This window comes from Streptomyces sp. TRD_SC_5, assembly GCF_056836825.1.
Genome location: NZ_JBWZZS010000001.1, coordinates 5,924,836 through 5,945,584 on the forward strand (window position 1 = coordinate 5,924,836; position 20,749 = coordinate 5,945,584).

General features: G+C 71.1%; 21 protein-coding genes and 1 pseudogene. 16 read left to right on the plus strand and 6 right to left on the minus strand.

Annotated features, from left to right (window positions below; genetic code table 11):
- The first annotated feature begins 2 nt into the window (after positions 1–2).
- The 6 genes from solA to AC1P0E_RS27185 all read left to right on the plus strand — a co-directional run bounded on the left by solA (position 3) and on the right by AC1P0E_RS27185 (position 5,826).
- Positions 3–1,166, plus strand: coding sequence for an N-methyl-L-tryptophan oxidase (gene solA, locus AC1P0E_RS27160; protein ID WP_482744732.1), 1,164 nt, complete (start codon positions 3–5; stop codon positions 1,164–1,166).
- A 19-nt stretch (positions 1,167–1,185) separates the two neighbouring features.
- Positions 1,186–2,325 (plus strand): aromatic ring-hydroxylating oxygenase subunit alpha, encoded by a 1,140-nt coding sequence (locus tag AC1P0E_RS27165; protein WP_482744733.1) that lies wholly within the window; start codon positions 1,186–1,188, stop codon positions 2,323–2,325.
- A gap of 155 nt (positions 2,326–2,480) precedes the next feature.
- Positions 2,481–3,974, plus strand: coding sequence for an APC family permease (locus tag AC1P0E_RS27170; RefSeq protein WP_482744734.1), 1,494 nt, complete (start codon positions 2,481–2,483; stop codon positions 3,972–3,974).
- Positions 3,975–4,020: 46 nt separating this feature from the next.
- A complete protein-coding gene (locus AC1P0E_RS27175) occupies positions 4,021–4,962 on the plus strand; it encodes a hypothetical protein (RefSeq protein WP_482744735.1) in 942 nt (313 codons plus the stop codon).
- A gap of 86 nt (positions 4,963–5,048) precedes the next feature.
- Positions 5,049–5,264, plus strand: coding sequence for a hypothetical protein (locus AC1P0E_RS27180; protein ID WP_482744736.1), 216 nt, complete (start codon positions 5,049–5,051; stop codon positions 5,262–5,264).
- A 100-nt stretch (positions 5,265–5,364) separates the two neighbouring features.
- Positions 5,365–5,826 carry a nuclear transport factor 2 family protein gene (locus tag AC1P0E_RS27185; RefSeq protein ID WP_482744737.1) on the plus strand — a complete coding sequence of 154 codons (462 nt, stop codon included), beginning with the start codon at positions 5,365–5,367 and terminating at the stop codon, positions 5,824–5,826.
- 83 nt (positions 5,827–5,909) lie between these two features.
- Here the strand turns inward: AC1P0E_RS27185 and AC1P0E_RS27190 are convergent, their stop codons facing one another.
- Genes AC1P0E_RS27190 through AC1P0E_RS27205 form a run of 4 tightly spaced genes read right to left on the minus strand, consistent with a single transcriptional unit; the run spans position 5,910 to position 8,388 of the window.
- A complete protein-coding gene (locus AC1P0E_RS27190; RefSeq protein ID WP_482744738.1) occupies positions 5,910–6,056 on the minus strand; it encodes a hypothetical protein in 147 nt (48 codons plus the stop codon).
- A gap of 33 nt (positions 6,057–6,089) precedes the next feature.
- Positions 6,090–7,028, minus strand: coding sequence for an MBL fold metallo-hydrolase (locus tag AC1P0E_RS27195; RefSeq protein ID WP_482744739.1), 939 nt, complete (start codon positions 7,026–7,028; stop codon positions 6,090–6,092).
- Positions 7,025–7,576, minus strand: a complete 552-nt coding sequence (locus AC1P0E_RS27200) for a flavin reductase family protein (RefSeq protein WP_482744740.1) — start codon at positions 7,574–7,576, stop codon at positions 7,025–7,027. Before AC1P0E_RS27200 ends, AC1P0E_RS27195 begins: the two co-directional genes overlap by 4 nt.
- Before the next feature lie 26 nt (positions 7,577–7,602).
- Positions 7,603–8,388, minus strand: coding sequence for an SDR family NAD(P)-dependent oxidoreductase (locus AC1P0E_RS27205; protein WP_482744741.1), 786 nt, complete (start codon positions 8,386–8,388; stop codon positions 7,603–7,605).
- Positions 8,389–8,560: 172 nt separating this feature from the next.
- Here AC1P0E_RS27205 and AC1P0E_RS27210 point away from each other — a divergent pair, with 172 nt between their 5' ends.
- The 9 genes and pseudogenes from AC1P0E_RS27210 to metF all read left to right on the plus strand — a co-directional run bounded on the left by AC1P0E_RS27210 (position 8,561) and on the right by metF (position 17,467).
- Complete coding sequence (locus AC1P0E_RS27210) at positions 8,561–9,028, plus strand: SRPBCC domain-containing protein (RefSeq protein ID WP_482744742.1); 468 nt, start codon at positions 8,561–8,563, stop codon at positions 9,026–9,028.
- Positions 9,029–9,635: 607 nt separating this feature from the next.
- Positions 9,636–10,724 carry a winged helix DNA-binding domain-containing protein gene (locus AC1P0E_RS27215; protein ID WP_482744743.1) on the plus strand — a complete coding sequence of 363 codons (1,089 nt, stop codon included), beginning with the start codon at positions 9,636–9,638 and terminating at the stop codon, positions 10,722–10,724.
- A gap of 120 nt (positions 10,725–10,844) precedes the next feature.
- Complete coding sequence (locus tag AC1P0E_RS27220) at positions 10,845–12,338, plus strand: MFS transporter (RefSeq protein WP_482744744.1); 1,494 nt, start codon at positions 10,845–10,847, stop codon at positions 12,336–12,338.
- A gap of 63 nt (positions 12,339–12,401) precedes the next feature.
- Positions 12,402–13,844, plus strand: a complete 1,443-nt coding sequence (ahcY, locus tag AC1P0E_RS27225) for an adenosylhomocysteinase (RefSeq protein WP_482744745.1) — start codon at positions 12,402–12,404, stop codon at positions 13,842–13,844.
- Positions 13,845–13,902: 58 nt separating this feature from the next.
- Positions 13,903–15,114 carry a methionine adenosyltransferase gene (gene metK, locus AC1P0E_RS27230; RefSeq protein ID WP_482744746.1) on the plus strand — a complete coding sequence of 404 codons (1,212 nt, stop codon included), beginning with the start codon at positions 13,903–13,905 and terminating at the stop codon, positions 15,112–15,114.
- Between the two features lies 1 nt (position 15,115).
- On the plus strand, positions 15,116–16,102 hold the full coding sequence (locus AC1P0E_RS27235; RefSeq protein WP_482744747.1) for a carbohydrate kinase family protein: 987 nt from the start codon (positions 15,116–15,118) through the stop codon (positions 16,100–16,102).
- Positions 16,078–16,284, plus strand: a pseudogene (locus AC1P0E_RS27240) (homocysteine S-methyltransferase family protein); the annotation flags it as partial. The gene AC1P0E_RS27235 and the pseudogene AC1P0E_RS27240, both read left to right, overlap by 25 nt.
- On the plus strand, positions 16,276–16,653 hold the full coding sequence (locus AC1P0E_RS27245) for a vitamin B12 dependent-methionine synthase activation domain-containing protein (RefSeq protein WP_482745915.1): 378 nt from the start codon (positions 16,276–16,278) through the stop codon (positions 16,651–16,653). The pseudogene AC1P0E_RS27240 and the gene AC1P0E_RS27245, both read left to right, overlap by 9 nt.
- Positions 16,562–17,467: a methylenetetrahydrofolate reductase [NAD(P)H] gene (gene metF / locus AC1P0E_RS27250; protein WP_482744748.1), complete on the plus strand. Its 906-nt coding sequence runs from the start codon at positions 16,562–16,564 to the stop codon at positions 17,465–17,467. The genes AC1P0E_RS27245 and metF overlap by 92 nt, the downstream gene beginning before the upstream one ends.
- Positions 17,468–17,955: 488 nt before the next feature.
- Here the strand turns inward: metF and AC1P0E_RS27255 are convergent, their stop codons facing one another.
- Together AC1P0E_RS27255 and AC1P0E_RS27260 are read right to left on the minus strand one after the other, a co-directional pair.
- Positions 17,956–18,255 carry an SDR family NAD(P)-dependent oxidoreductase gene (locus AC1P0E_RS27255; RefSeq protein WP_482744749.1) on the minus strand — a complete coding sequence of 100 codons (300 nt, stop codon included), beginning with the start codon at positions 18,253–18,255 and terminating at the stop codon, positions 17,956–17,958.
- 49 nt (positions 18,256–18,304) lie between these two features.
- Positions 18,305–19,432 (minus strand): winged helix DNA-binding domain-containing protein, encoded by a 1,128-nt coding sequence (locus tag AC1P0E_RS27260; RefSeq protein ID WP_482744750.1) that lies wholly within the window; start codon positions 19,430–19,432, stop codon positions 18,305–18,307.
- A 124-nt stretch (positions 19,433–19,556) separates the two neighbouring features.
- On the opposite strand from AC1P0E_RS27260, the gene AC1P0E_RS27265 reads away from it, so the two are divergent.
- Complete coding sequence (locus tag AC1P0E_RS27265; RefSeq protein ID WP_482744751.1) at positions 19,557–20,744, plus strand: CaiB/BaiF CoA transferase family protein; 1,188 nt, start codon at positions 19,557–19,559, stop codon at positions 20,742–20,744.
- Positions 20,745–20,749 lie beyond the last annotated feature (5 nt).

Here is a 20,749-nt window from a genome sequence, read left to right on the forward strand (position 1 = left end):
AGATGCCACCCACCTTTGACGTGATCGTCGTCGGCCTCGGCGGCATGGGCAGCGCCGCCGCCCACCACCTCGCCGCGCGCGGCGCCCGTGTGCTGGGCCTGGAGAAGTTCGGCCCGGTCCACAACAAGGGCTCCAGCCACGGCGGTTCGCGCATCACCCGGCAGTCGTACTTCGAGGACCCGGCCTACGTACCGCTCCTCCTGCGCTCGTACGAGCTGTACGAGCGGCTGGAGCGCGACACCGGGCGCACCGTCGTGACCCTGTGCGGCGGCGTCATGGTCGGCCGCCCCGAGTCCCGCACCGTCGCGGGCTCGCTGCTCTCCGCCCGGCAGTGGGACCTGCCCCACGAAATGCTCGACGCGGCCGAAATGCGCCGGCGCTTCCCCACGCTCACCCCCCGCGACGACGAGGTGGCGCTGTACGAGGAGCGGGCCGGACTCGTCCGCCCCGAGAACACCGTCGTCGCCCACGTCCAGCTCGCGACCCGGTCCGGCGCCGACCTGCACTTCCAGGAGCCCATGACGCGCTGGGAGGCCCTCGAAGGCGGCCGGGGCGTTCGCGTGCACACGGCGGAGGACACGTACACGGCGGGGCACCTGGTCATCTGCCCCGGCGCGTGGGCGCCGCAGTTGCTCACCGACATCGGGGTGCCGTTCACCATCGAGCGGCAGGTCATGTACTGGTTCCAGCCCACCGGCGGCGTCGAGCCCTTCCTTCCCGAGAACCACCCGGTCTACATCTGGGAGGACGCGGACGGGGTGCAGGTCTACGGCTTCCCGTCGATCGACGGCCCGTCGCTCGGCGCCAAGGTGGCGTTCTTCCGCAAGGGCACCGTCTGCACCCCGGAGACCATCGAGCGGACGGTGCACGAGGAGGAAGTGGCGGCCATGGCGGGGCGCATGTCCCGGCACATCCCCGACCTGCCCGGCGCCTTCCTCAAGGCCGCGACCTGCATGTACTCCAACACCCCCGACGAGCACTTCGTGATCGCCCGGCACCCGGCGTACACCGATCGCGTCACCGTCGCCTGCGGATTCTCCGGGCACGGCTTCAAGTTCGTACCCGTGGTCGGCGAGATCGTCGCCGACCTGGCGCTCACCGGCGAGACCAAGCACCCCATCGAGCTCTTCGACCCCCGCCGGCTCACCGCCGCGCCCATCGCCTGAGCCGAGAGGCAGCTCCCTCATGACCACCACCGCCGCCGCCAGCCTGATCGCCACCCTGCCCGGCCACTTCTACACCGACCCGGAGATCTTCCGCAGCGAACAGGAGCGGATCTTCGAGTCGCTCTGGTTCTGCGCCGTGCGCAGCGCCGATCTCGACCGTCCGGGAGCTTTCCGTACGGTCCAGGCGGGCCGGGAGAGCGTACTCGTCACGCGTACCCGCGGCGGCGAACTGCGGGCCTTCCTCAACGTCTGCCGCCATCGCGGGGCGCGGCTGTGCACCGAGAGCGCGGGGCAGGTGCGGCGTAACCTCCAATGCCCGTACCACGCCTGGACGTACGGCCTCGACGGCACACTCGTCGCCGCCCCGAACCTCCAGAGGATGCCCGACGTCGACCGGACGGAATACGGCCTGGTGAAGGTCGCGCTGCGGGAATGGCTCGGCTACGCCTGGATCTGCCTCGCCGACGAGCCGCCGTCCTTCGAGGACACCGTCATCGGCGACGTCGTGGAGCGGCTCGGCGACACGGTGACGGTCGAGCGGTACGAGACCGAGGGCCTGACCCTGGGGCGGCGCGTCAGTTACGACGTCGCGGCCAACTGGAAGCTGATCGTCGAGAACTTCATGGAGTGCTACCACTGCGCGACGATCCACCCCGAACTCACCGACGTACTACCGGAGTTCGCGGACGGTCTGGCTGCTCAGTACTACGTGGGGCACGGCGCGGAGTTCAGTGAGGAGGCGCAGGGCTTCACTGTCGACGGCAGCGCGGGCTTCGGCAGACTGCCGGGCATCACCGACGCGCAGGACCGCCGCTATTTCGCGGTCACGATCAGGCCGCAGGTCTTTGTGAACCTGGTGCCGGACCATGTGATCGTCCACCGGATGTTCCCGCTGGCCGAGGACCGCACGGTGGTGGAGTGCGACTGGCTGTACGCCCCGGGGGTCGTCACGTCGGGGGCGGACCTGGACAAGTCCGTGGAGCTGTTCCACCGCGTGAACGTCCAGGATTTCGACGCCTGCGAACGGACCCAGCCGGCGATGGCCTCGCGGGCGTACCGCAAGGGCGGTGTCCTCGTTCCGGCGGAGCACCACATCGGGGTGTTTCACGGCTGGGTGACCGAAATGCTCGGCAAAGAGCCTGGGCAACGAAATCCGTAGGTCTAGTCCGGCTTGAAGGATGTTTACCGCTGTACGATCTTGGATTTCAGAAAGAATCCGCACTCAACCCCTTGTGTTGGTCCGGTGACCATGTGCAAGATCTGTCTTCTGCCCGAGGCAGGCATCTCACGTACATCACCGGAAAGGCGCAACCGTTGAGCAAGAGGCCCGGCTCCGAGGGGGGCGGCCTGCGGGCGGGCGCCCTGGGCACGTTCGACTCCGTCGTCATGGCGGTCGCCGGCTGCGGCCCGGCCTACACGGTCGCGGCGACGATCCCCGCGCTGGTGCTCGCCGTCGGCGTCGCCAGCCCGGCGGTGCTCCTGTACTGCGCCATCCCGATGATCGGCATCGCGCTGGCCTTCCGGCACCTGGGGCGGCTCGAAGTCAACGCCGGAGCCACGTACACCTGGGTGGCCCGCGCGCTCCACCCCTTCCTCGGATTCCTCAGCGGCTGGGCGCTGGTGGTGGCGACGACCGTCTTCCTCGTCTCCGCCACACTGCCCGCGGGCACGGCCACACTCGCGCTCATCGACCCCGAGCTGGCCGGACGCACCGCACTGGCCACCGCCGTGGGCGTCGGCTGGTTCCTGCTCATGGCGACCGTCACCGCGCTCGGCGCCCGCATCAGCCCGCACGCCAGGACCGTCCTCACCGGTACGCAGCTCGCACTGCTGCTCCTCTTCGCAGGTCTCGCCCTGGCCAAGGACGGGAACGCCGCCGACTTCTCGTTCTCCTGGTTCGGCTTCAGCCACTTCGACGAGTCGCACACCTTCGTGGCGGGGGCGCTCATCGCGGGCGTCAGCTACTGGGGCTGGGACGTGACCAGCAACCTCAGCGAGGAGACCCGCAACAGTCGCCGCACCTTCGGCCTGGGCGGGATCGTCGGCGTACTGGTGGCCCTGGTCGTCTTCGTGGTCTTCACCATTGCCACCAATGTGCTCATCGGCTCGCAGGCCGTACGGGACAATCCGACGGGATTCCTCTCCGTACTGGGTGAGGCCGTCTGGCCGGGCTGGGGCGGGAGGCTGCTCGTACTGGCCGTGATGCTCTCCATGATCGCCACACTGGAGACGACCCTCCTCCAGGCCACCCGGACGCTCTTCGCCATGGGCCGCGACCGCACGGTGCCCGCCGTGTTCTCCCGCACCCACCGGGAGTGGCAGACGCCCTGGGTGGCCACGGCGGCGGTGGCGCTCGTCGCGCTGCTGCTCATCACGGTCTCGGCCACGGCGGGCACCGGTGCGCAGTTCGTCAGGGACGCGGTGAGCGGAATCGGCCTGCACATCGCGTTCTACTACGCGCTGGCCGGGCTCTCGGTCGTCGTGGCGTACCGCAGGGTGCTGCTGAGGTCCGTGGGCAATCTGCTCTTCATCGGCCTGTGGCCGCTCGGCGGAGCGCTCTTCATGCTGTGGATCTTCGCCAGGTCGCTCCCGGAGCTGAGCGGCAGCGCCCTCGCCATCGGTCTGGGCGCCCTGGTCCTGGGCCTGGTGCCGATGCTCCTGTCCTGGTTCCAGGGCAGCTCGTACTACCGGCCGAGGCCGCTGGACCCCGAGCAGGCGGACGCGGCGGACGAGTTCTACGGAGGGCAGGGCGCGGAGCCGGCGCCCGCGGCCGCCCGGCGCCGGGACGAGATCCTCACGGACTTCTGACGTACCCCGCTCCATACCCGCGCCCGACCAGAGAAGGAATCCACCCATGGCAGCCTGGCTGCGCCGCCGTTCCGGAGCACCGCTCTACGACCAGGCGTTCGGTGACCGAGCCCTCGCGGAGGGCTGCCAGGACATGGTGATGGGCCGCTGGGAGGGAGCCCGCGACCTGCTCGCCGAGCGCCCCCGCGACGACTGGGACCGGCGCGCGCACCGCCTGCGCCTGCTCGCCGACGCGGCCGCGAACCGGCGCACCGTGGACGTCTGGCAGGCCTCCGACCCGGCGAATCCGGACGCGGCCGTGCTGCGTGCGGAGACCGAGGTGATGCGGATGTTCGCCGGGGCGCGCACCGGGACGCTGCCCGGGAAGGAAAGCCTGGACCGGGCGGCCCGCATGTGTCTCCAGGCCTCCGATCTGGCCCCCGAGGACCCGCACCCGTACGTCTCGCTGGTGGCGCTCGGCAGGCTGTACGAAGGCGGCGACCCGTACATGGGCCAGTGGTGGAAGGAACTCAGGGACCGGGACCTGCACCACCGCGAAGGGCACCACCAGGCGCTGCGCTACCTCTCCGCCCGCTGGCACGGCTCGCACGGCGAGGCGAACAACTTCGCCTGGGAGGCCGCGTCGTACGCTCCGGCCGGCTCGGCGCTCGCGATCCTGCCGCAGGTGGCGCGGGCGGAGCAGTACCGCTTCCAGACGGAGGCCGAGGGCCGGACGGCGATCGGGCTCACCTTCCACTGGAACGGGGACCGGGCACGCTGGGACCTGCGTACGGCGCTGGAGAAGTGGATCAGCCACCGGACCGTCCCGCAGGCACAGGACGTCGCCGACCTCAACTACCTGGCACACGGTCTGGTCCACGCGGGGATGGAAGGGGAGGCGACCGTCGTTTTCCGGCTCCTGGACAACCGGGCGACCCGGATCCCGTGGTCGTACAGCGGCGACGCGGAGAGGCTCTTCGTCCGCTGGCGGGACAAGGCACTGGCCTGAAGGCTCCGGTCTGCAAGCACCCCGTCACGTCGGAGATGGAACGGCACAAGTCCCTGGGGGTCGTGACCTCGTGACCTCGTGACCTCGTGACCTCGTGGGCCGCCGAGCCGCTGCGGCGACTGCGCGGTCCGGACGATCCGGCGGGCGAGGCGGAGGAGGAAGGCGGCGAGGCGCCCTGCCTGCTGCACCGCGTGTGCCCCGACTGTGGCCGTATCGCGGAGGATCGCGAAGCCCGGTACTGCGGCGGGTGCGGCAACCCGCTGCCCTCCTTGGCCGGCCCCGGCGTATCAGACACCCGCTGAAGCCTGCGGTCCGGCCGGTCTCCAGTGGGGCTGCAGGAGGATTCGTCAGGGTGGGGCGCAGTCGCGCGGCCACGAGGGCGGCGCCGCGAGAGGAGTTGCCATGCCTCAGCCGGTCGGGGCACTCCGGTACCAGATTACCGGGGATGTCCACGCCGAGGTCCTGACCTTCTACGCCCAGCAGATGCGCCGGGTCGACGCCCTCGACATCGAGGGATTCGCGGACACCTTCACCGAGGACGGTGAAGTCGTGCACGCCGGTGGTCAGCGCCAGAGCGGAAAAGCAGAGATGGTCGCCGGGATGCGGGCAAGTCTGCCGCGCTACCGGGACATCGCCGTACGCCACTGGTTCGACCACGTGTTGATCGAGGCCGACGGAGCGGACGCGGATGCTCTGCGGGTCTCGTACTACACCCTCGTGACCCAGACCGACCGCGAGGGCAACGTCACCTTCCAGCCGACGTTCACCGTCGACGACGTGCTGGTCCGGGTCGACGGCCGGCTGCTCACCAGGTCGCGGGTCATCCACCGCGACACACCGGCCGACCCGCCCGCCGCTTCCTGATCGCGGCGCACCACAGCCCCCGTGCACGAACCCGACCGGGTTCGTGCACGGGGGCTGTGGTGCCGGACGACGACTGGGGGAGGTCAGTCGATGCCACGGCAGATGTGCGGCTCGCTGCCGTCGTCCGGGTCGCCTGCCAGGAGCAGCACCCCCGGCCAAGCGGGCTCGGGTGCGGGGGCGGTCGTCGGTGGGGCGTCCTCCACGGGCCGGTTCAGCTGGGTCTCCGTCATGGACGGCTCCTCTCGTCGTCTGTCGTGCGCGTGTCAGGCATGGCAGGCGGGCAGTCCGCCGTGGTGGGCGACCATCTCCTTGAAGGACGTCAGTACGTCGATGCGCGCCCCCGGGGCCAGCCCGTCCAGTTCGGCGTAGGCACGGTGCAGGTTGCCGACGAGACGCTCCGAGTCGACGAGCGTGGCGAACTCGCCCATCTCCGCACCCTCCGCCGCGCGGAGCGGACTGATCCCGCGTCGTACGCCGTCCTCGGCCAGCCGTTGAACCCATCGCAGGTACGCGTCGGTCGCGTCGATCAACTCGGTGCCGCCCACCGGGCCGTGACCCGGCACGACCGTCGTGGCCCCGAGCGCCCGCAGCCGGTCCAGCGCCCGCAGCGAACCCGTGATCGACCCCATCAGGACGTACGGTGTGACGCCGGACCACACCACATCGCCGGTGAACAGGACCGAGCGCTCGGGTACCCACACGACCACGTCGTCGGCGGTGTGCGCGGGCCCGACGGACAGCAGGTGAACGCTTACGTCCCCCGCGTGCACCGTGAGCGAGTCGCGGAACGTGAGCGAGGGCAGCGTCAGCGGTGTCTCGCCCCACTCGACGTCCGGCCACAGTTGGCGCAGTCCCAGCCCCGCCTCCGCGATGTCGCTGCGGCACCCCTCGTGCGCGACGATCACCGAGCGCGGCGCGAACTGCCCGTTGCCGAAGGTGTGGTCGCCGTGGAAGTGCGTGTTGACCACGTAGTCCGGGCCGTCCGGTACGAGCCGTTCGACCTCCTTCCGCAGGTGCGTGGTGCGGGCCTCGGTCGCCGCCGTATCGACCAGGACGCTGCGGTCCGAACCGACGATCAGGCCCGCGTTGTTGAGGCACCAGCCGCCGTCCGGCTGGACGAAGGCGTGCACGCCGGCCGCCACCGGCCGCAGCGTGCCCGGCGCGGCGGGCGCGGCGGGCAGCGGGGCGGCAGGGGCCGTCATGAGCCCGCCTCCGCCCGGTCGAGGGGCAGCCGGGTGAAGCCACCCTGGTGGAACACGAGCGGCTCCGGGGCGCCGTCGGCGACGGTGAGCGCCACCACGCGGCCGACCAGCAGGGTGTGGTCCCCGGCCGCGTACTCCGCGTGCAGCACGCACTTCAAGGACGCCTCAGCCGTGGGCACGACCGCGTTGCCGGTGCCTCCCTCGACCGCGCCGAGGAGCCGCATCGCTTCCACGCCGGCCTCCCGGTCGGGACGGCAGAACGCCTGGGCCAGGCTCTGGTGCCGCAGGCCCAGCACATTGACGGCGAAACTGCCGGCCCGTACGACCCGCGGGCGCATCCGGCCGTCCGTCTTGACGGAGACCAGAACGAGCAGCGGGTCCAGGGACACCGAGGTCAGGCTGTTCAGCGTGATCACATGCGTGCTGTCGCCGGTGCCCACGGTGAGCAGCGTGACACCCGTGGGAAAGCGGCCCATGGCCGCGCGGAACACACCCGCGTCCGGCTCGGCGAGCAGTGCGGTGGCGGATCCGATGGCAGATTCGGTCATGGTGTGGACCTTTGTCTCTGTCGGCATCAGTAATTGCCCAGCCCGCCGCAGACGTTGAGCGCCTGTGCGGTGATCGATGCCGCCACGTCGGAGACGAGGTAGCCGACCAGCCCCGCCACCTCCTCGGGCTTCGAGTAGCGGCCGAGCGGGATCTTCGCGTTGAACTGCTCCTGGATCTCTTCCTCGCTGACGCCGTAGTGAGCGGCGTAACCCTGCCTGACGCGCTGGGCCATCGGGGTCTCCACGTAACCGGGGCAGACCGCGTTGACCGTGATGCCGGTACGGGCGAGCTCCTTGCCCACGGCCTTGGTGAAGCCGATGACCCCGTGCTTGGACGCGGAGTACGGCGCGGCCAGCTCGACGCCCTGCTTGCCGCCGGTGGAGGCGATGCTGATGATCCGGCCCCACTCGCCGTCCCGCATCAGGCCGGTGGACAGCACCTCACGGGTGACGCGGAACGTACTGTTCAGGTTGGTCTCGATCACGTCGTCCCACAGGGAGTCCTCGATCTCGGCGGTCACCCCGCCGCCACCGCGCCCCGCGTTGTTGACGAGGATGTCGATCCGCCCGTAGGCGGCCACCGCCTCCCGTACCGCGGCACCGATCTGCGTCACCGAAGTGACGTCGCAGACCGTGCCGGAGACCTCAAGCCCCTCCGCGCGCAGCCGCTTCACCAGCGTGCGCACGTCCTCCTCGCCCCGTGCGACGCCGAACACGGCGATACCCTGCCGGGCCAGCAGCTCGGTCACGGCGAGGCCGATCCCGCTGGTCGCACCGGTGACGAAAGCGACCCGTCGTCCCGTCTTGGTCATTGAGCTCTCCTGTCGGTCGTCGTCAAAGTGGGATCGACCGTGACCACCGGGCCTTGCGCTCCGCTGGACTCCGCCTCGAAGAGGCGCCGTTCGAGCCGCCGTCGACGAAGGGTTGAGCAGGTGGCGAGAGGGTGGGCGGGACCGGACAACGTGATGTGAGCGAGGAGGCCCCGTGTCGGAGCAGACGATTGCGGACGTACGGAAGTCCGTGGCAGTGCCGGCCACGCCCGAGCAGAGCTTCGAGGTGTTCACCCAGCGGCCCGCCGACTGGTGGCCGCCGTCGCATGTCCTGCTCAAGAAGGAGCGGGCGGGCCTGGCCTTCGAGGGTGGCGTGGGCGGGCGCTACTACGAGTGGGACGTGGAGGGCAACGAGATCACCTGGGGGCGCATCCTGGAGTGGGAGCCGGGGCGCCGGCTGGTGATGACCTGGCGGCTCGACGGCAACTGGCAGTCCATCCCGGACGACGAGCGCGCGAGTGAGATCGACGTGTCGTTCGTACCGGACGCGCAGGGTGGCACCGTTGTGGAGCTGGCGCACATCAAGCTGCACAAGCACGGTGAGGGCGCCGAGCGGATCTTCCGGGCGCTGGACGGGCCGAGCCCGGGGGAGACGCTGGAGCGGTTCGCCGGGCTCTTCTGAGCTGCGGCTTCTCTCACTGGTTTGTTCGTACGCCACCAACGCTCGGCCGGGTTCCCCTCGGCCGGGCGTTCCGCGTAGCCCTCCCGGCTCGGCTTCAGGATGCGCGGACCGTTCTTGCGGGCTCCGTACGGCCTGACTCGTTCACAGCCATGTGGTCCTCCGTTGCCGGCTGCCCGGCCGGGTGGCCGGACGAGCATGTCCTTCGACGTGCGACGGGTAAGACCCTGCACGCCGCGGCATGAGTCACGGCGTAGGACCGGTCGTACGCCGCACGAGCACGGGGTGAGGCGGCGGGAGGCCCCGGCTGGTCCAACGACCTGCCCCGGGCGCGCAACCCGCACATCTCCTTCGGCCACAGCCTGCACCACTGCCTGGGCAAGCACACTCGGCCGCATGGAGATGGAGATCGCCCTCGAAGGTCTCGTACGCCGCTTCCCCGACCTGCGGCACGCCGTGCCGGCCGATGAACTCCCCTGGCACAAGGGAGAAGCCCGGCCGACTGGAAGGTCCGTATCGAGGCGAGCTGGTAAACGCTGCCGAGGAACGCGGGCAGGGTGCGGCCGGGAACTCGATCGTCACTCGAGTCGGGGTGTGGACAATGACGGATATGCCTTCGATCTCCCGCCGCGTCCTCAACAGGACGCTGCTCGACCGCCAGTTGCTGTCGGACCGCAGTGCCCGCACCGCCCTCGACGTCGTACGGCACCTCGTCGCCGTACAGAGCCAGGAGCCCAACTGGCCTTACGTTGGCCTGTGGACGCGCATGGAGAGCTTCACCCACGACGAGCTGACCGCGCTGCTGAACGGCCGGCGGGTGGTGCGCTCGACCGTGCTGCGCTGTACGCAGCATCTGGTGGCCACCGACGACTTCGGCTGGCTGCGGCCCACCGTCCAGCCGGTACTGGAGCGCACACTGCGTGCCGCGTACTACGCCAAGGAGACGGCCGACCTGGACCTCGGTGAACTCGCCTCCCTCGGCCGGGGCATCGTCGGCGACCGGACCCTGCCACGGCGTGAGCTGAGCCGGACGCTCGCCGAGCGCCGCCCCGGCCACAAGGGCGCCGTACTGGCGGGCGCGGTGGAGTTGCGGGTCCCGCTGGTGCATCCGACGCCGGGCGGCACCTGGGGTACGTGGGGGACCCGGGGCGCGATGCCGATCGCCCTGGCCGAGGCCTGGACCGGGCGGCCCCCCGGGCCGGCGTCCGTCGAGACGCTGATCGACCGCTACCTGGCGGCTTTCGGGCCCGCGAGCGTCAAGGACATGCAGGCGTGGTCCGGGCTGACGCGCCTGCGCGAGGTGCTCGCCGGGATGGGCGCCCGGCTGCGGGTGCTCCACGACGAGCAGGGCGCCGAGCTCTTCGACCGGCCGGACGCCTCCCTCGCCGACGCCGACGCGGCGGCCCCGGTGCGTTTCCTGCCGGCGTACGACAACATCCTCCTCGGCCACGCCGACCGGACACGGGTCATCAGCGACGAGGACCGGAAGCTGGTGATGCCCGGGCAGGCGCGGGTGCTGCCCACCTTCCTCGTCGACGGATTCGTGCGCGGGACCTGGGCCCTGGAGGAGTCCCGGCTGTGGATCGCGCCGTTCCGGGCGCTGTCGAAGGCGGACGGGGCCGCGGTGGCCGAGGAGGCGGCACGGCTGCTGCCGTTCCTCGTCGAGGACACCACCGGATACGACATCGCTGTGCGCTGACGGGCCTTCCCCGGCCTTGTCCGATCTGCCCTCGAAACGCGTCCGCCACCGGGGCACCGTGGCGCCCCCGCTCGACCCGCCCGCGACCGGGCGTCGATCCCCGACCCCGAGCGTCCCCGCATGACCGCTGAGACTGTGCGCCCATCCCACGCCGCCGCCGAGACCGGCGGACGACGCCTGCGGCTGATCCTCGTCGCGTGCTGCCTGGGCCAGTTCATGAACGTGCTCGACGCCTCGGTCGTGAACGTGGCCCTGCCGGTGATCGGCGCCGACCTGGGCTTCGCCGCCACCGGTCTGAGCTGGGTGAACAACGCCTACACGATCACCGTGTGCGGCTTCCTGCTGCTCGGCGGCAGGCTCGCCGACCTGTTCGGGCAACGCCGGGTCTTCCTGGCGGGAGTCGCCCTGTTCACCCTCGCGAGCAGCGTGGGCGGCCTGGCCGACGACCCCCTCACCCTCGTACTCGCCCGCGCCTTCCAAGGGCTCGGCGCGGCCGTCATGACCCCCGCCACCCTCACCGTCCTGGGCACCACCTTCACCGACCCCGCCGCCCGGGCGAAGGCGTTCGGACTGTGGAGCATGGTCTCCGGCGCCGCCGGGGCGGTCGGCGTCCTGGTCGGCGGACTGATCACCGAGTGGTTCTCCTGGCGCTGGATCCTCCTGGTGAACGTGCCCATCGGACTGCTGCTGCTGGCGCTCGTACGCGGGGTGGTCCCCGAGACACCTGGCCGGTCGGCGAGCCGCCGCGGCCTGGACGTGCCCGGCGCGGTCACCGTGACCGGCGGGCTGATGGCGCTGGCGTACGGGATCGCCGAGTCCCACACGTACGGCTGGGGCTCGCCCCGCGTCCTGGGCGGCCTGGCCGCCGGAGCCGTCCTGCTGACGCTCTTCGCCCTCATCCAGGCGAAGTTCGCGACCTCACCGCTCGTGCCGCCGGCCATCTTCCGCAACCGGGGAGTGAGCAGCGCCAACCTCGTCGCCTTCTTCAGCATCGCCGCGCTGTTCAGCACCTTCTACTTCTTCACGCTGATCCTCCAACAGGTCCTGGGCTACAGCCCGATGCGTACGGGCGTGTCCTATCTCCCACTGACACTGGGCATCGCGTTCGGCGGCTGGGGCGCGTCGTCACTGGTGACCCGCACCGGCCCGCGCCCGGTGCTCGTCACCGGCCTGGCCATGTCCGCCACCGGCCTGCTGTGGCTCTCCCGGGTCGACGAGCACTCCGGCTTCACCGCCGATGTACTGGGCCCCACGCTGCTGCTGGGCTTCGGCATGGGCGCCGTACTGAACGCCACCACGAACGCCGCCACATCGGGGCTGCCGCCCGAGCAGGCCGGCCTGGCCTCCGGGCTGCTCAACACCACGCGCCAACTCGGCAGCGCCATCGGACTGGTGAGCCTGGCGACCCTGTCCGCCGCACGGGCGCAGACGGAGCTCGACGAGGGAGGCACAGTGCCGCAGGCGCTCGCCTCCGGCTACGGGACGGCCCTGGTCGGAGCGGCCCTGTTCGTGCTGGCGGGACTGCTCGCCGCGCTCGCCGTACCCGCCCGACGACCGGCCCGGAGTGGGTCCAGAGGCCCTCGAGGCGACACGGAGACGCTGGCCGCCGCCTGAAGAGAGGCCGGACATCCCGGCGGACAACGACGTACACCACGACGTACAGGAGAGCGACCGAGCATGACGACAGCCGCCGAGCACCAGGACTTCAAGGACTTCAAAGTCGCTGATCTCTCCCTCGCAGAATTCGGCCGCAAGGAGATCACGCTGGCCGAGCACGAGATGCCCGGGCTGATGTCGATCCGCCGCGAGTACGCGCAGCGGCAGCCGCTGGCCGGCGCCAGGGTCACCGGCTCGCTGCACATGACCGTACAGACGGCCGTCCTCATCGAGACGCTGGTCGCCCTGGGCGCCGACGTCCGCTGGGCGTCCTGCAACATCTACTCCACCCAGGACCACGCGGCCGCAGCGATCGCCGCCGCCGGGATTCCGGTCTTCGCCTGGAAGGGCGAGACGCTGGAGGAGTACTGGTGGTGCACGGAGCAGGCCCTGACCTGGCCGGACACCGCCACCGGCGGCCCGGCTGTGTTCGGCCCCAACATGATCCTCGACGACGGCGGTGACGCCACCCTCCTCGTCCACAAGGGCGTCGAGTACCGGAAGGCGGGCGAGGTCCCGGACCCGTCGACGGCCGACAACGACGAACTCCGTGTCGTACTGGAGCTGTTGCGAAGCAGCAGCCTGGACTGGCCGGCGCTCGCGGCCGGGATCCGTGGTGTGACGGAGGAGACCACCACGGGTGTCCACCGCCTGTACGAGATGCACCGCGACGGGGCTCTGCTCTTCCCGGCGATCAACGTGAACGACGCCGTGACGAAGTCGAAGTTCGACAACAAGTACGGCTGCCGCCACTCCCTGATCGACGGCATCAACCGGGCGACGGACGTGCTGATCGGCGGCAAGGTCGCGGTCGTCTTCGGTTACGGCGACGTGGGCAAGGGCTGCGCGGAGTCGCTGCGCGGCCAGGGCGCGCGGGTGATCGTGACGGAGATCGACCCGATCTGCGCGCTGCAGGCGGCGATGGACGGCTACCAGGTGGCAACGCTCGACGACGTGGTGGAGACCGCGGACATTTTCGTCACCACGACCGGCAACAAGGACATCATCATGGCCTCGGACATGGCCAGGATGAAGCACCAGGCGATCGTCGGGAACATCGGCCACTTCGACAACGAGATCGACATGGCGGGCCTGGCGAAGGTCCCGGGGATCGTCAAGGACGAGGTCAAGCCGCAGGTCCACACCTGGAAGTTCCCCGACGGCAAGGTCGTCATCGTGCTGTCCGAGGGCCGACTGCTGAACCTCGGAAACGCGACAGGCCACCCCTCCTTCGTCATGTCGAACTCCTTCGCCGACCAGACGCTGGCCCAGATCGAGCTCTTCACGAAGCCGGAGCAGTACCCGACCGATGTCTACGTGCTGCCGAAGCACCTGGACGAGAAGGTCGCCCGCCTCCACCTCGACGCGCTCGGCGTGAAGCTGACGACGCTGCGCCCCGAGCAGGCCGCGTACATCGGCGTCGATGCCGAAGGCCCGTACAAGCCCGACCACTACCGCTACTGACGCGTCCGTCAGATCGGCACGCACCGGACCACCGGACCACCTATCCCAGGGAGTGCGTATGTCCCGCCGTCTGTTCACCTCGGAGTCCGTGACCGAGGGCCACCCCGACAAGATCGCCGACCAGATCAGCGACACCGTCCTCGACGCACTGCTGCGCGAGGACCCCACCTCCCGCGTCGCCGTGGAGACCGTGATCACCACCGGCCTCGTGCACCTGGCGGGAGAGGTGACGACCAAGGCGTACGCGCCGATCGCGTCCCTCGTCCGCGACAAGATCCTCGAGATCGGCTACGACTCCTCGGCCAAGGGCTTCGACGGCGCTTCGTGCGGTGTCTCGGTGTCCATCGGCTCGCAGTCGCCGGACATCGCGCAGGGCGTCGACACGGCCTACGAGAAACGGGTCGGTGGCGAGTCCGCCGACGACCTCGACGCACAGGGCGCGGGCGACCAGGGCCTGATGTTCGGTTACGCCTGCGACGAGACGCCCGAGCTGATGCCGCTGCCGATCCACCTGGCGCACCGGCTCGCGCGCCGGCTGGCCGAGGTCCGCAAGAACGGGACCGTGCCGTATCTGCGGCCCGACGGCAAGACGCAGGTCACCATCGAGTACGACGGCGACAAGGCCGTCCGCCTCGACACGGTCGTCGTCTCCTCGCAGCACGCGTCGGACATCGACCTGGACTCGCTGCTCGCCCCCGACATCCGCGAGTTCGTCGTCGAGCACGTCCTGGCGCAGCTCGCCGCCGACGGCATCAAGCTGGAGACCGAGGGCTACCGTCTCCTGGTCAACCCGACCGGGCGTTTCGAGGTCGGTGGCCCGATGGGCGACGCGGGCCTGACGGGCCGCAAGATCATCATCGACACGTACGGCGGCATGGCCCGCCACGGCGGCGGCGCCTTCTCCGGCAAGGACCCGTCCAAGGTCGACCGCTCGGCGGCGTACGCGATGCGCTGGGTCGCCAAGAACGTCGTCGCCGCCGGTCTCGCCCGCCGCTGCGAGGTCCAGGTCGCGTACGCGATCGGCAAGGCGGCGCCGGTCGGCCTGTTCGTCGAGACCTTCGGGACGGAGCTCGTACCCGCCGAACGCATCGAGAAGGCCATCACGGACGTCTTCGACCTCCGTCCGGCCGCGATCATCCGCGACCTCGACCTGCTCCGGCCCATCTACGCCCAGACCGCGGCGTACGGCCACTTCGGCCGCGAGCTCCCCGACTTCACCTGGGAGCGCACCGACCGGGTCGAGGCCCTGAAGAAGGCAGCGGGGGTCTGACATGCGCGTCGCCGTCACCGGTTCCATCGCCACCGACCATCTGATGGCCTTCCCCGGCAGCTTCACCGACCAGCTGCTGGCCGACAGCCTGAGCAAGATCTCGCTCTCCTTCCTCGTCGACGGTCTCGAAGTCCGGCGGGGCGGAGCCGCCGCCAACATCGCGTACGGGCTCGGCGGGTTCGGTCTCGCTCCGGTCCTGGTCGGTGCGGTCGGTGACGACTTCGCCGAGTACCGGGTACGGCTCAAGGAGCACGGCGTCGACACGGACGCCGTCCACGTCTCCGCCACCCGGCAGAGCGCGCGCTTCATGTGCATGACCGACCGGGACATGAACCAGATCGCGGCCTTCTATCCGGGCGCCATGAGCGAGGCCCGGGAGATCCGCATCGAGCGGATCGTCGAGCACGCCGACGCGCTCGACCTGGTCCTCGTCTCGCCCAACGATCCGGAGGCGATGGTCCGGCACACCGAGGACTGCCGTGAACTGGGCATCCCGTTCGCCGCCGACCCGTCGCAGCAACTCGCCACACTGACGGGCCCGCAGATCGAACAGCTCGTGGACGGCGCACGCTGGCTCTTCACCAACGAGTACGAAGCAGCACTGCTCCTGGAGCACACCGGATGGCAGCGCGCCGACGTACTCGGCAGGGTCGGCACCTGGGTGACCACACTCGGCGCCGACGGCGCGCGCATCGAACGGGCCGGAGAGGACCCGCGGCTGGTGCCGGCCGTACCGGCACGCGAGAGCGTTGACCCGACCGGAGTCGGTGACGCGTTCCGGGCGGGCTTCCTGGCCGCGATCGGCCGCGGGCTCCCGTCCGAGGCGGCGGCCCAGCTGGGCTGCGCGCTGGCCACCACGGTGCTCGCGGCCGTCGGCCCGCAGGAGTACGAGGTGCGGCCTGGCGCACTGCTCGCCGACATCACGGCGGTGTACGGGGCGGCCGACGCCGCTGCGTTCGCACCATGGCTCGGGGAAGGAACACCGTGAGCGCGGCCGACGCGCCCGCGCGGGTCGCGGTCCTGCGTGAGGCGCTCGCAACTCGGGTGGTGGTGGCTGATGGGGCGATGGGCACGATGCTCCAGGCGCAGGACCCGAGTCTGGAGGATTTCGAGCAGATGGAGGGCTGCAACGAGGTCTTGAACGTGACCCGGCCGGACATCGTGCGGTCGGGCGCGGCGGGCGATGGATATGGCGGATTGCTGCGCACCGAGTACCAGGGCTGTCGCTACTCCCTCGGCTACCCCGTCGGCCCCGACTTGGAGGACCGGGCCAAGCTCGCCGAGCTGCTGCGGCCCGAACGGATCGGGGTCGAGCTGCCCGAGGAGTCCAGCGCCACCCCGAGCAGTCGACGGGGACGCGATCGTCGTCCACCACCCGGGGGGCGAACTACTTCAACGCCGTTGACCGCCACCCGCCCCTGCCACCCGCTGATCAGGAAGAGCCCTCATGTCATCCGTGCCGACGCTGCGCGACGCCTTGGCCACAGGGCAGCGATCCTTCTCCTTCGAGTTCTTCCCGCCCAGGACGGCCGCCGGTGAACGCACCCTGTGGGACGCGATCCGCCGCGTCGAGGCCCTCTCGCCCACGTTCGTTTCCGTCACGTACGGCGCCGGCGGTTCGTCCCGCGACCGGACCGTCGAGATCACGCAGCGGATCGCGGCCGAGACGACCCTGCGGCCCGTCGCCCATCTCACCGCCGTCGGCCACTCCGTCGCCGAACTGCGGCACATCGTCGCCCGGTACGCGGACGCCGGCATCCGCGACGTACTCGCTCTTCGCGGCGACCCGCCCGGCGACCCCCGCGGGCCCTGGCTCCCGCACCCTCAAGGGCTGACCTACGCGGCTCAGTTGCTCGGTCTCGTCCGGAGCTGCGGCAGCTTCACCGTGGGGGTGGCCGCCTTTCCGGAGCTGCATCCGCGCTCGGTGGACTGGGAGGACGACATTCGGCACTTCGTCGCCAAGTGCCGGGCGGGCGCCGACTACGCCATCACCCAGATGTTCTTCGATCCGGAGGACTATCTGCGGCTGCGCGACCGGGTGGCGGCCGCCGGCTGCGACACCCCGATCATCCCGGAGATCATGCCGGCCACCGACGCCCGGCAGATCCGCCGCTTCGCCGAGCTGTGCGACGCGGCCTTCCCCGAGGACCTGGCCCACCGGCTGGAAGCGGCCAGGCACGACCCGGCCGCCGCGCACCGTATCGGGGTCGACCATGCCACCGCGATGGCCGACCGACTTCTCGCCGAGGGGGCGCCCGGCCTGCACTACATCACCCTCAACCGGTCGACCGCGGCCGTCGACATCCACCGCAACCTCGGGCTGACCGCCGGACGGGCGCTCCGCCCGAGCTGATCCCGCCGCAGCCCGTCGGCACACACAGACACACCAGAGCGGGGCCCGTTCTCCAGGAGACCGGGCCCCGCCCTTCGTGCCCCCGGAGGTCACCAGCCTTCGACGGGCAGCTCCCACAGGCCCGCCAGGTCGGCGCCGACGCCCTGGCGTTCCTCCGTGGAACTGTGGCCGCCGAGCAGCTCGCAGTACTGCTCCGGTCAGCTGGCCGGCGACGTCCCGTTGCCCAGTAGGGCCGTGACGAACGACCCCCGGCCCACGCCGTGTGCGGCGTACCGCTCGTAGTCCTCGGGATCGGTCAACGGGACGATGATGTCGAGGAATTCGACGACGGAGCCGGGTCGGCCGCAGGCGCAGATCGGTCAGCACCAGGCCGTTCGCCAGGTCCGCGAGCAGGGTGATCCACGGCGCGATGTCCTCGGCGTTCGCGACGCGGCTGAGCGGGATGACCTGCACGACTCCCGCGAACAGGCCCTCGACCTGCTCCGGGCTCAGCCCGTTCGCGGCGTACGCATCGGTGCGTGCGATACGAAACCGGGGGCGACCGCGTTGGCCCGGATGCCCCGGCCCGACAGCTCCGCGGCCCAGCTCCAGGTGAAGCTGTGCAGGGCGGCCTTGTTCGCCGAGTAGACCGGAGTTGCCGGGGCAGCGTCGAGCCTGTCCTTGCGGCGGCCCGTGACGATCACGGTGGCCGCGCCCAGGCCGGCGAAGGCGAGGGCGGTCGCGCGGCCGATGCCGGTGCCGCCTCCGGTGACGACGACGGTACGGCCGTCGAACGGCTGGTCGGTCATGACGGATTGCCTCTTTCGTCGAAGGAACCTCGTTGGGGGGACGTGCCGGTCACGCGGGGACGGGGCCGCCGTACGCGAATCGGACGTCGTGCGTGGCGGAGCCGGCTGCGGCGAACGCCAGCAGCCGTACGCCCTCCTCGGTCACGGCGTCCTGATCGGCCCGGGACAGTGGCGCGAACGGCTCGACGCGGAGCGTGGCCCCGTCGCGCTCGCGCACGACGGTCCAGGTGGCCCGGACGAAGCCGTCGACCAGTACGGTGGCGCGGATGATCCCGTTACGGGTGAAGACCGCCGACCGGGGCAGATCGCCGAGGACGCGGGCCCGGTCGGCGTGCGACAGCAGGATGTTGTCGAACTCCGGCAGGAACCGCACCGGCGCCGGCGTGTCCGCGTCCGGCAACGGGCCGTCCGGTACGTCGAAGAGCTCGCCCCCTCGCTCGTCGCGGAACGTCCGCAGCCTCGGCCGGAGCCGGTCCACGACCTCGCGCAGCCGGGTCAGTCCGGACCAGGTCTGCACGTCCTTGACGGACGCCGGGCCGTAGGCCCGCAGATAGCGGGTCACCATCGTGTCCAGCGCCGCCCGGGACGGTGTCGTCCCGATCGGCCGGCCGAGCCAGGACTCGGCGGCCGCGTACCGGGTCCGGCCCCCCTCGCCCCAGACACCGCGCGGCGGCACCTGCACCACCGGCAGCAGATTGCGCACCGCGTACGCCAGCCCGGCCGGGTCCCGCTCCGGCCGGCTGCGGCCGAGCGCGGCCCCGAGCTCCGCCGGGGTGAGCGGCCCGTCCGCCAGCGCGGCGCGCCCGGCCTCCCGCAGCAGCTCGGGCGCCAGGCCCTCGGACGCCGCGGCATACCGGGTCGCTCCGCGCAGGTCCCGGTCGAAGGCCGGCTGGAGCAGCGGACGCAGGGTCAGGCAGTCCTCGGCGGTGACCAGATGGACGGTGGCACGCAGCAGGGCGAGGCGTACCGCTTTCCGCTCCGTCAGGAGACCGGCCAGCTCCTCGTGCCGGAACCGCGCCAGCCGGGTCCACAGCCCGATGTACGGAGGATCCGGTGCCTGCGCCTGCATGCCGACCAGATGGCCGACCGCTTCGGCGGCGGTCATTTCATGGCGCCGCAGCAGCAACTGGCGTTCTGCCAGGGCGCGGTTGAGCGCGCGGCGCTGAAGTGTGGACATGCCGGGCAGTGTGGTCCGCCGCGCTCGGGCCGCCCTTGAGGACCGCCTTGGGGGCCGGGGGAGGGAGCCCGAGAAGGGTGCCTGGCTTGAGGAGTTCTGTAGGCCCGCTGCCTACCGTGCCCGCATGCTGATCACGCACCGTGAGGACGTAGGGCCCGGCGGACCGCTCGACGGTCTGCGGGTCGTCGAACTGGCCGGTATCGGCCCGGCCCCCTTCGCCTGCATGCTCCTCGCCGACCTGGGCGCCGACGTCGTACGGATCGACCGCGCCGACGGCGAGCGTTCCTTCGGCGCCTGGCACCAGGTCCTGGACCGGGGCCGGCGCTCGATCTCCCTGGACCTCAAGCACCCCGACGGCGTCGAGTCCGTACTGCGGCTCGTGGACCGCAGCGACGTACTCGTGGAGGGATTCCGGCCGGGCACCACCGAACGGCTGGGCCTCGGACCGCAGGCGTGCACCGACCGCAACCCGGCACTGGTGTACGCCCGGATGACCGGGTGGGGCCAGGACGGGCCGCTGTCCCGGGCCCCGGGCCACGACATCAACTACATAGCCCTCACCGGCGCGTTGCACGCCATCGGCCCGGCGGACGGCCCTCCCGTGCCGCCCGTCAATCTGCTCGGCGACTTCGCCGGCGGCGGAATGTTCCTCGTGGGCGGCATCCTCGCCGCCCTCTACGAACGGCAGCGCTCGGGGCTCGGCCAGGTCGTCGACACGGCGATCGTGGACGGCACCGCGTCCCTCCTCGGCATGCTCCTCGGCATGGCCGGCGCCGGTGAGTGGGAGCACGGCAGGGGCCGCAACCTGCTGGACGGCGGCGCGCCGTACTACGGCGTGTACGCGTGCGCGGACGGGGCGTACGTGGCGGTCGGGGCGCTCGAGGACCGTTTCTACGAGGCGCTCATCGACGGCCTGGGTCTGGCGGACCGGCCGCTCCCCGACCGGTCGGACCGTGCCAACTGGCCGGCGCTGCGCGAGGTGTTCACGGCCCGGTTCGCCACCCGCACCCGGGACGCCTGGGCGGCGCACTTCGACGGTACGGAGGCATGCGTGAGCCCGGTGCTCTCCGCCACGGAGGCGGCCGGCCACCCCCACCACAGGGCCCGCGGCACCTTCGTGCCCACCCCCGGGGGGACACAGCCCGGCCCCGCGCCCCGCTTCGGCCGCACGGCCGCGACGATGCCCGCGCCCGCCCCACGTCCCGGCGCGCACACCAGGGAGCTTCTCGCCGAGTGCGGCTGGTCCGCCACGCAGATCGACGGGCTCCTTCGCGCGGGCGCGGCCCGGGACGCGGCGACCACCCGCGCTTGAGCGAG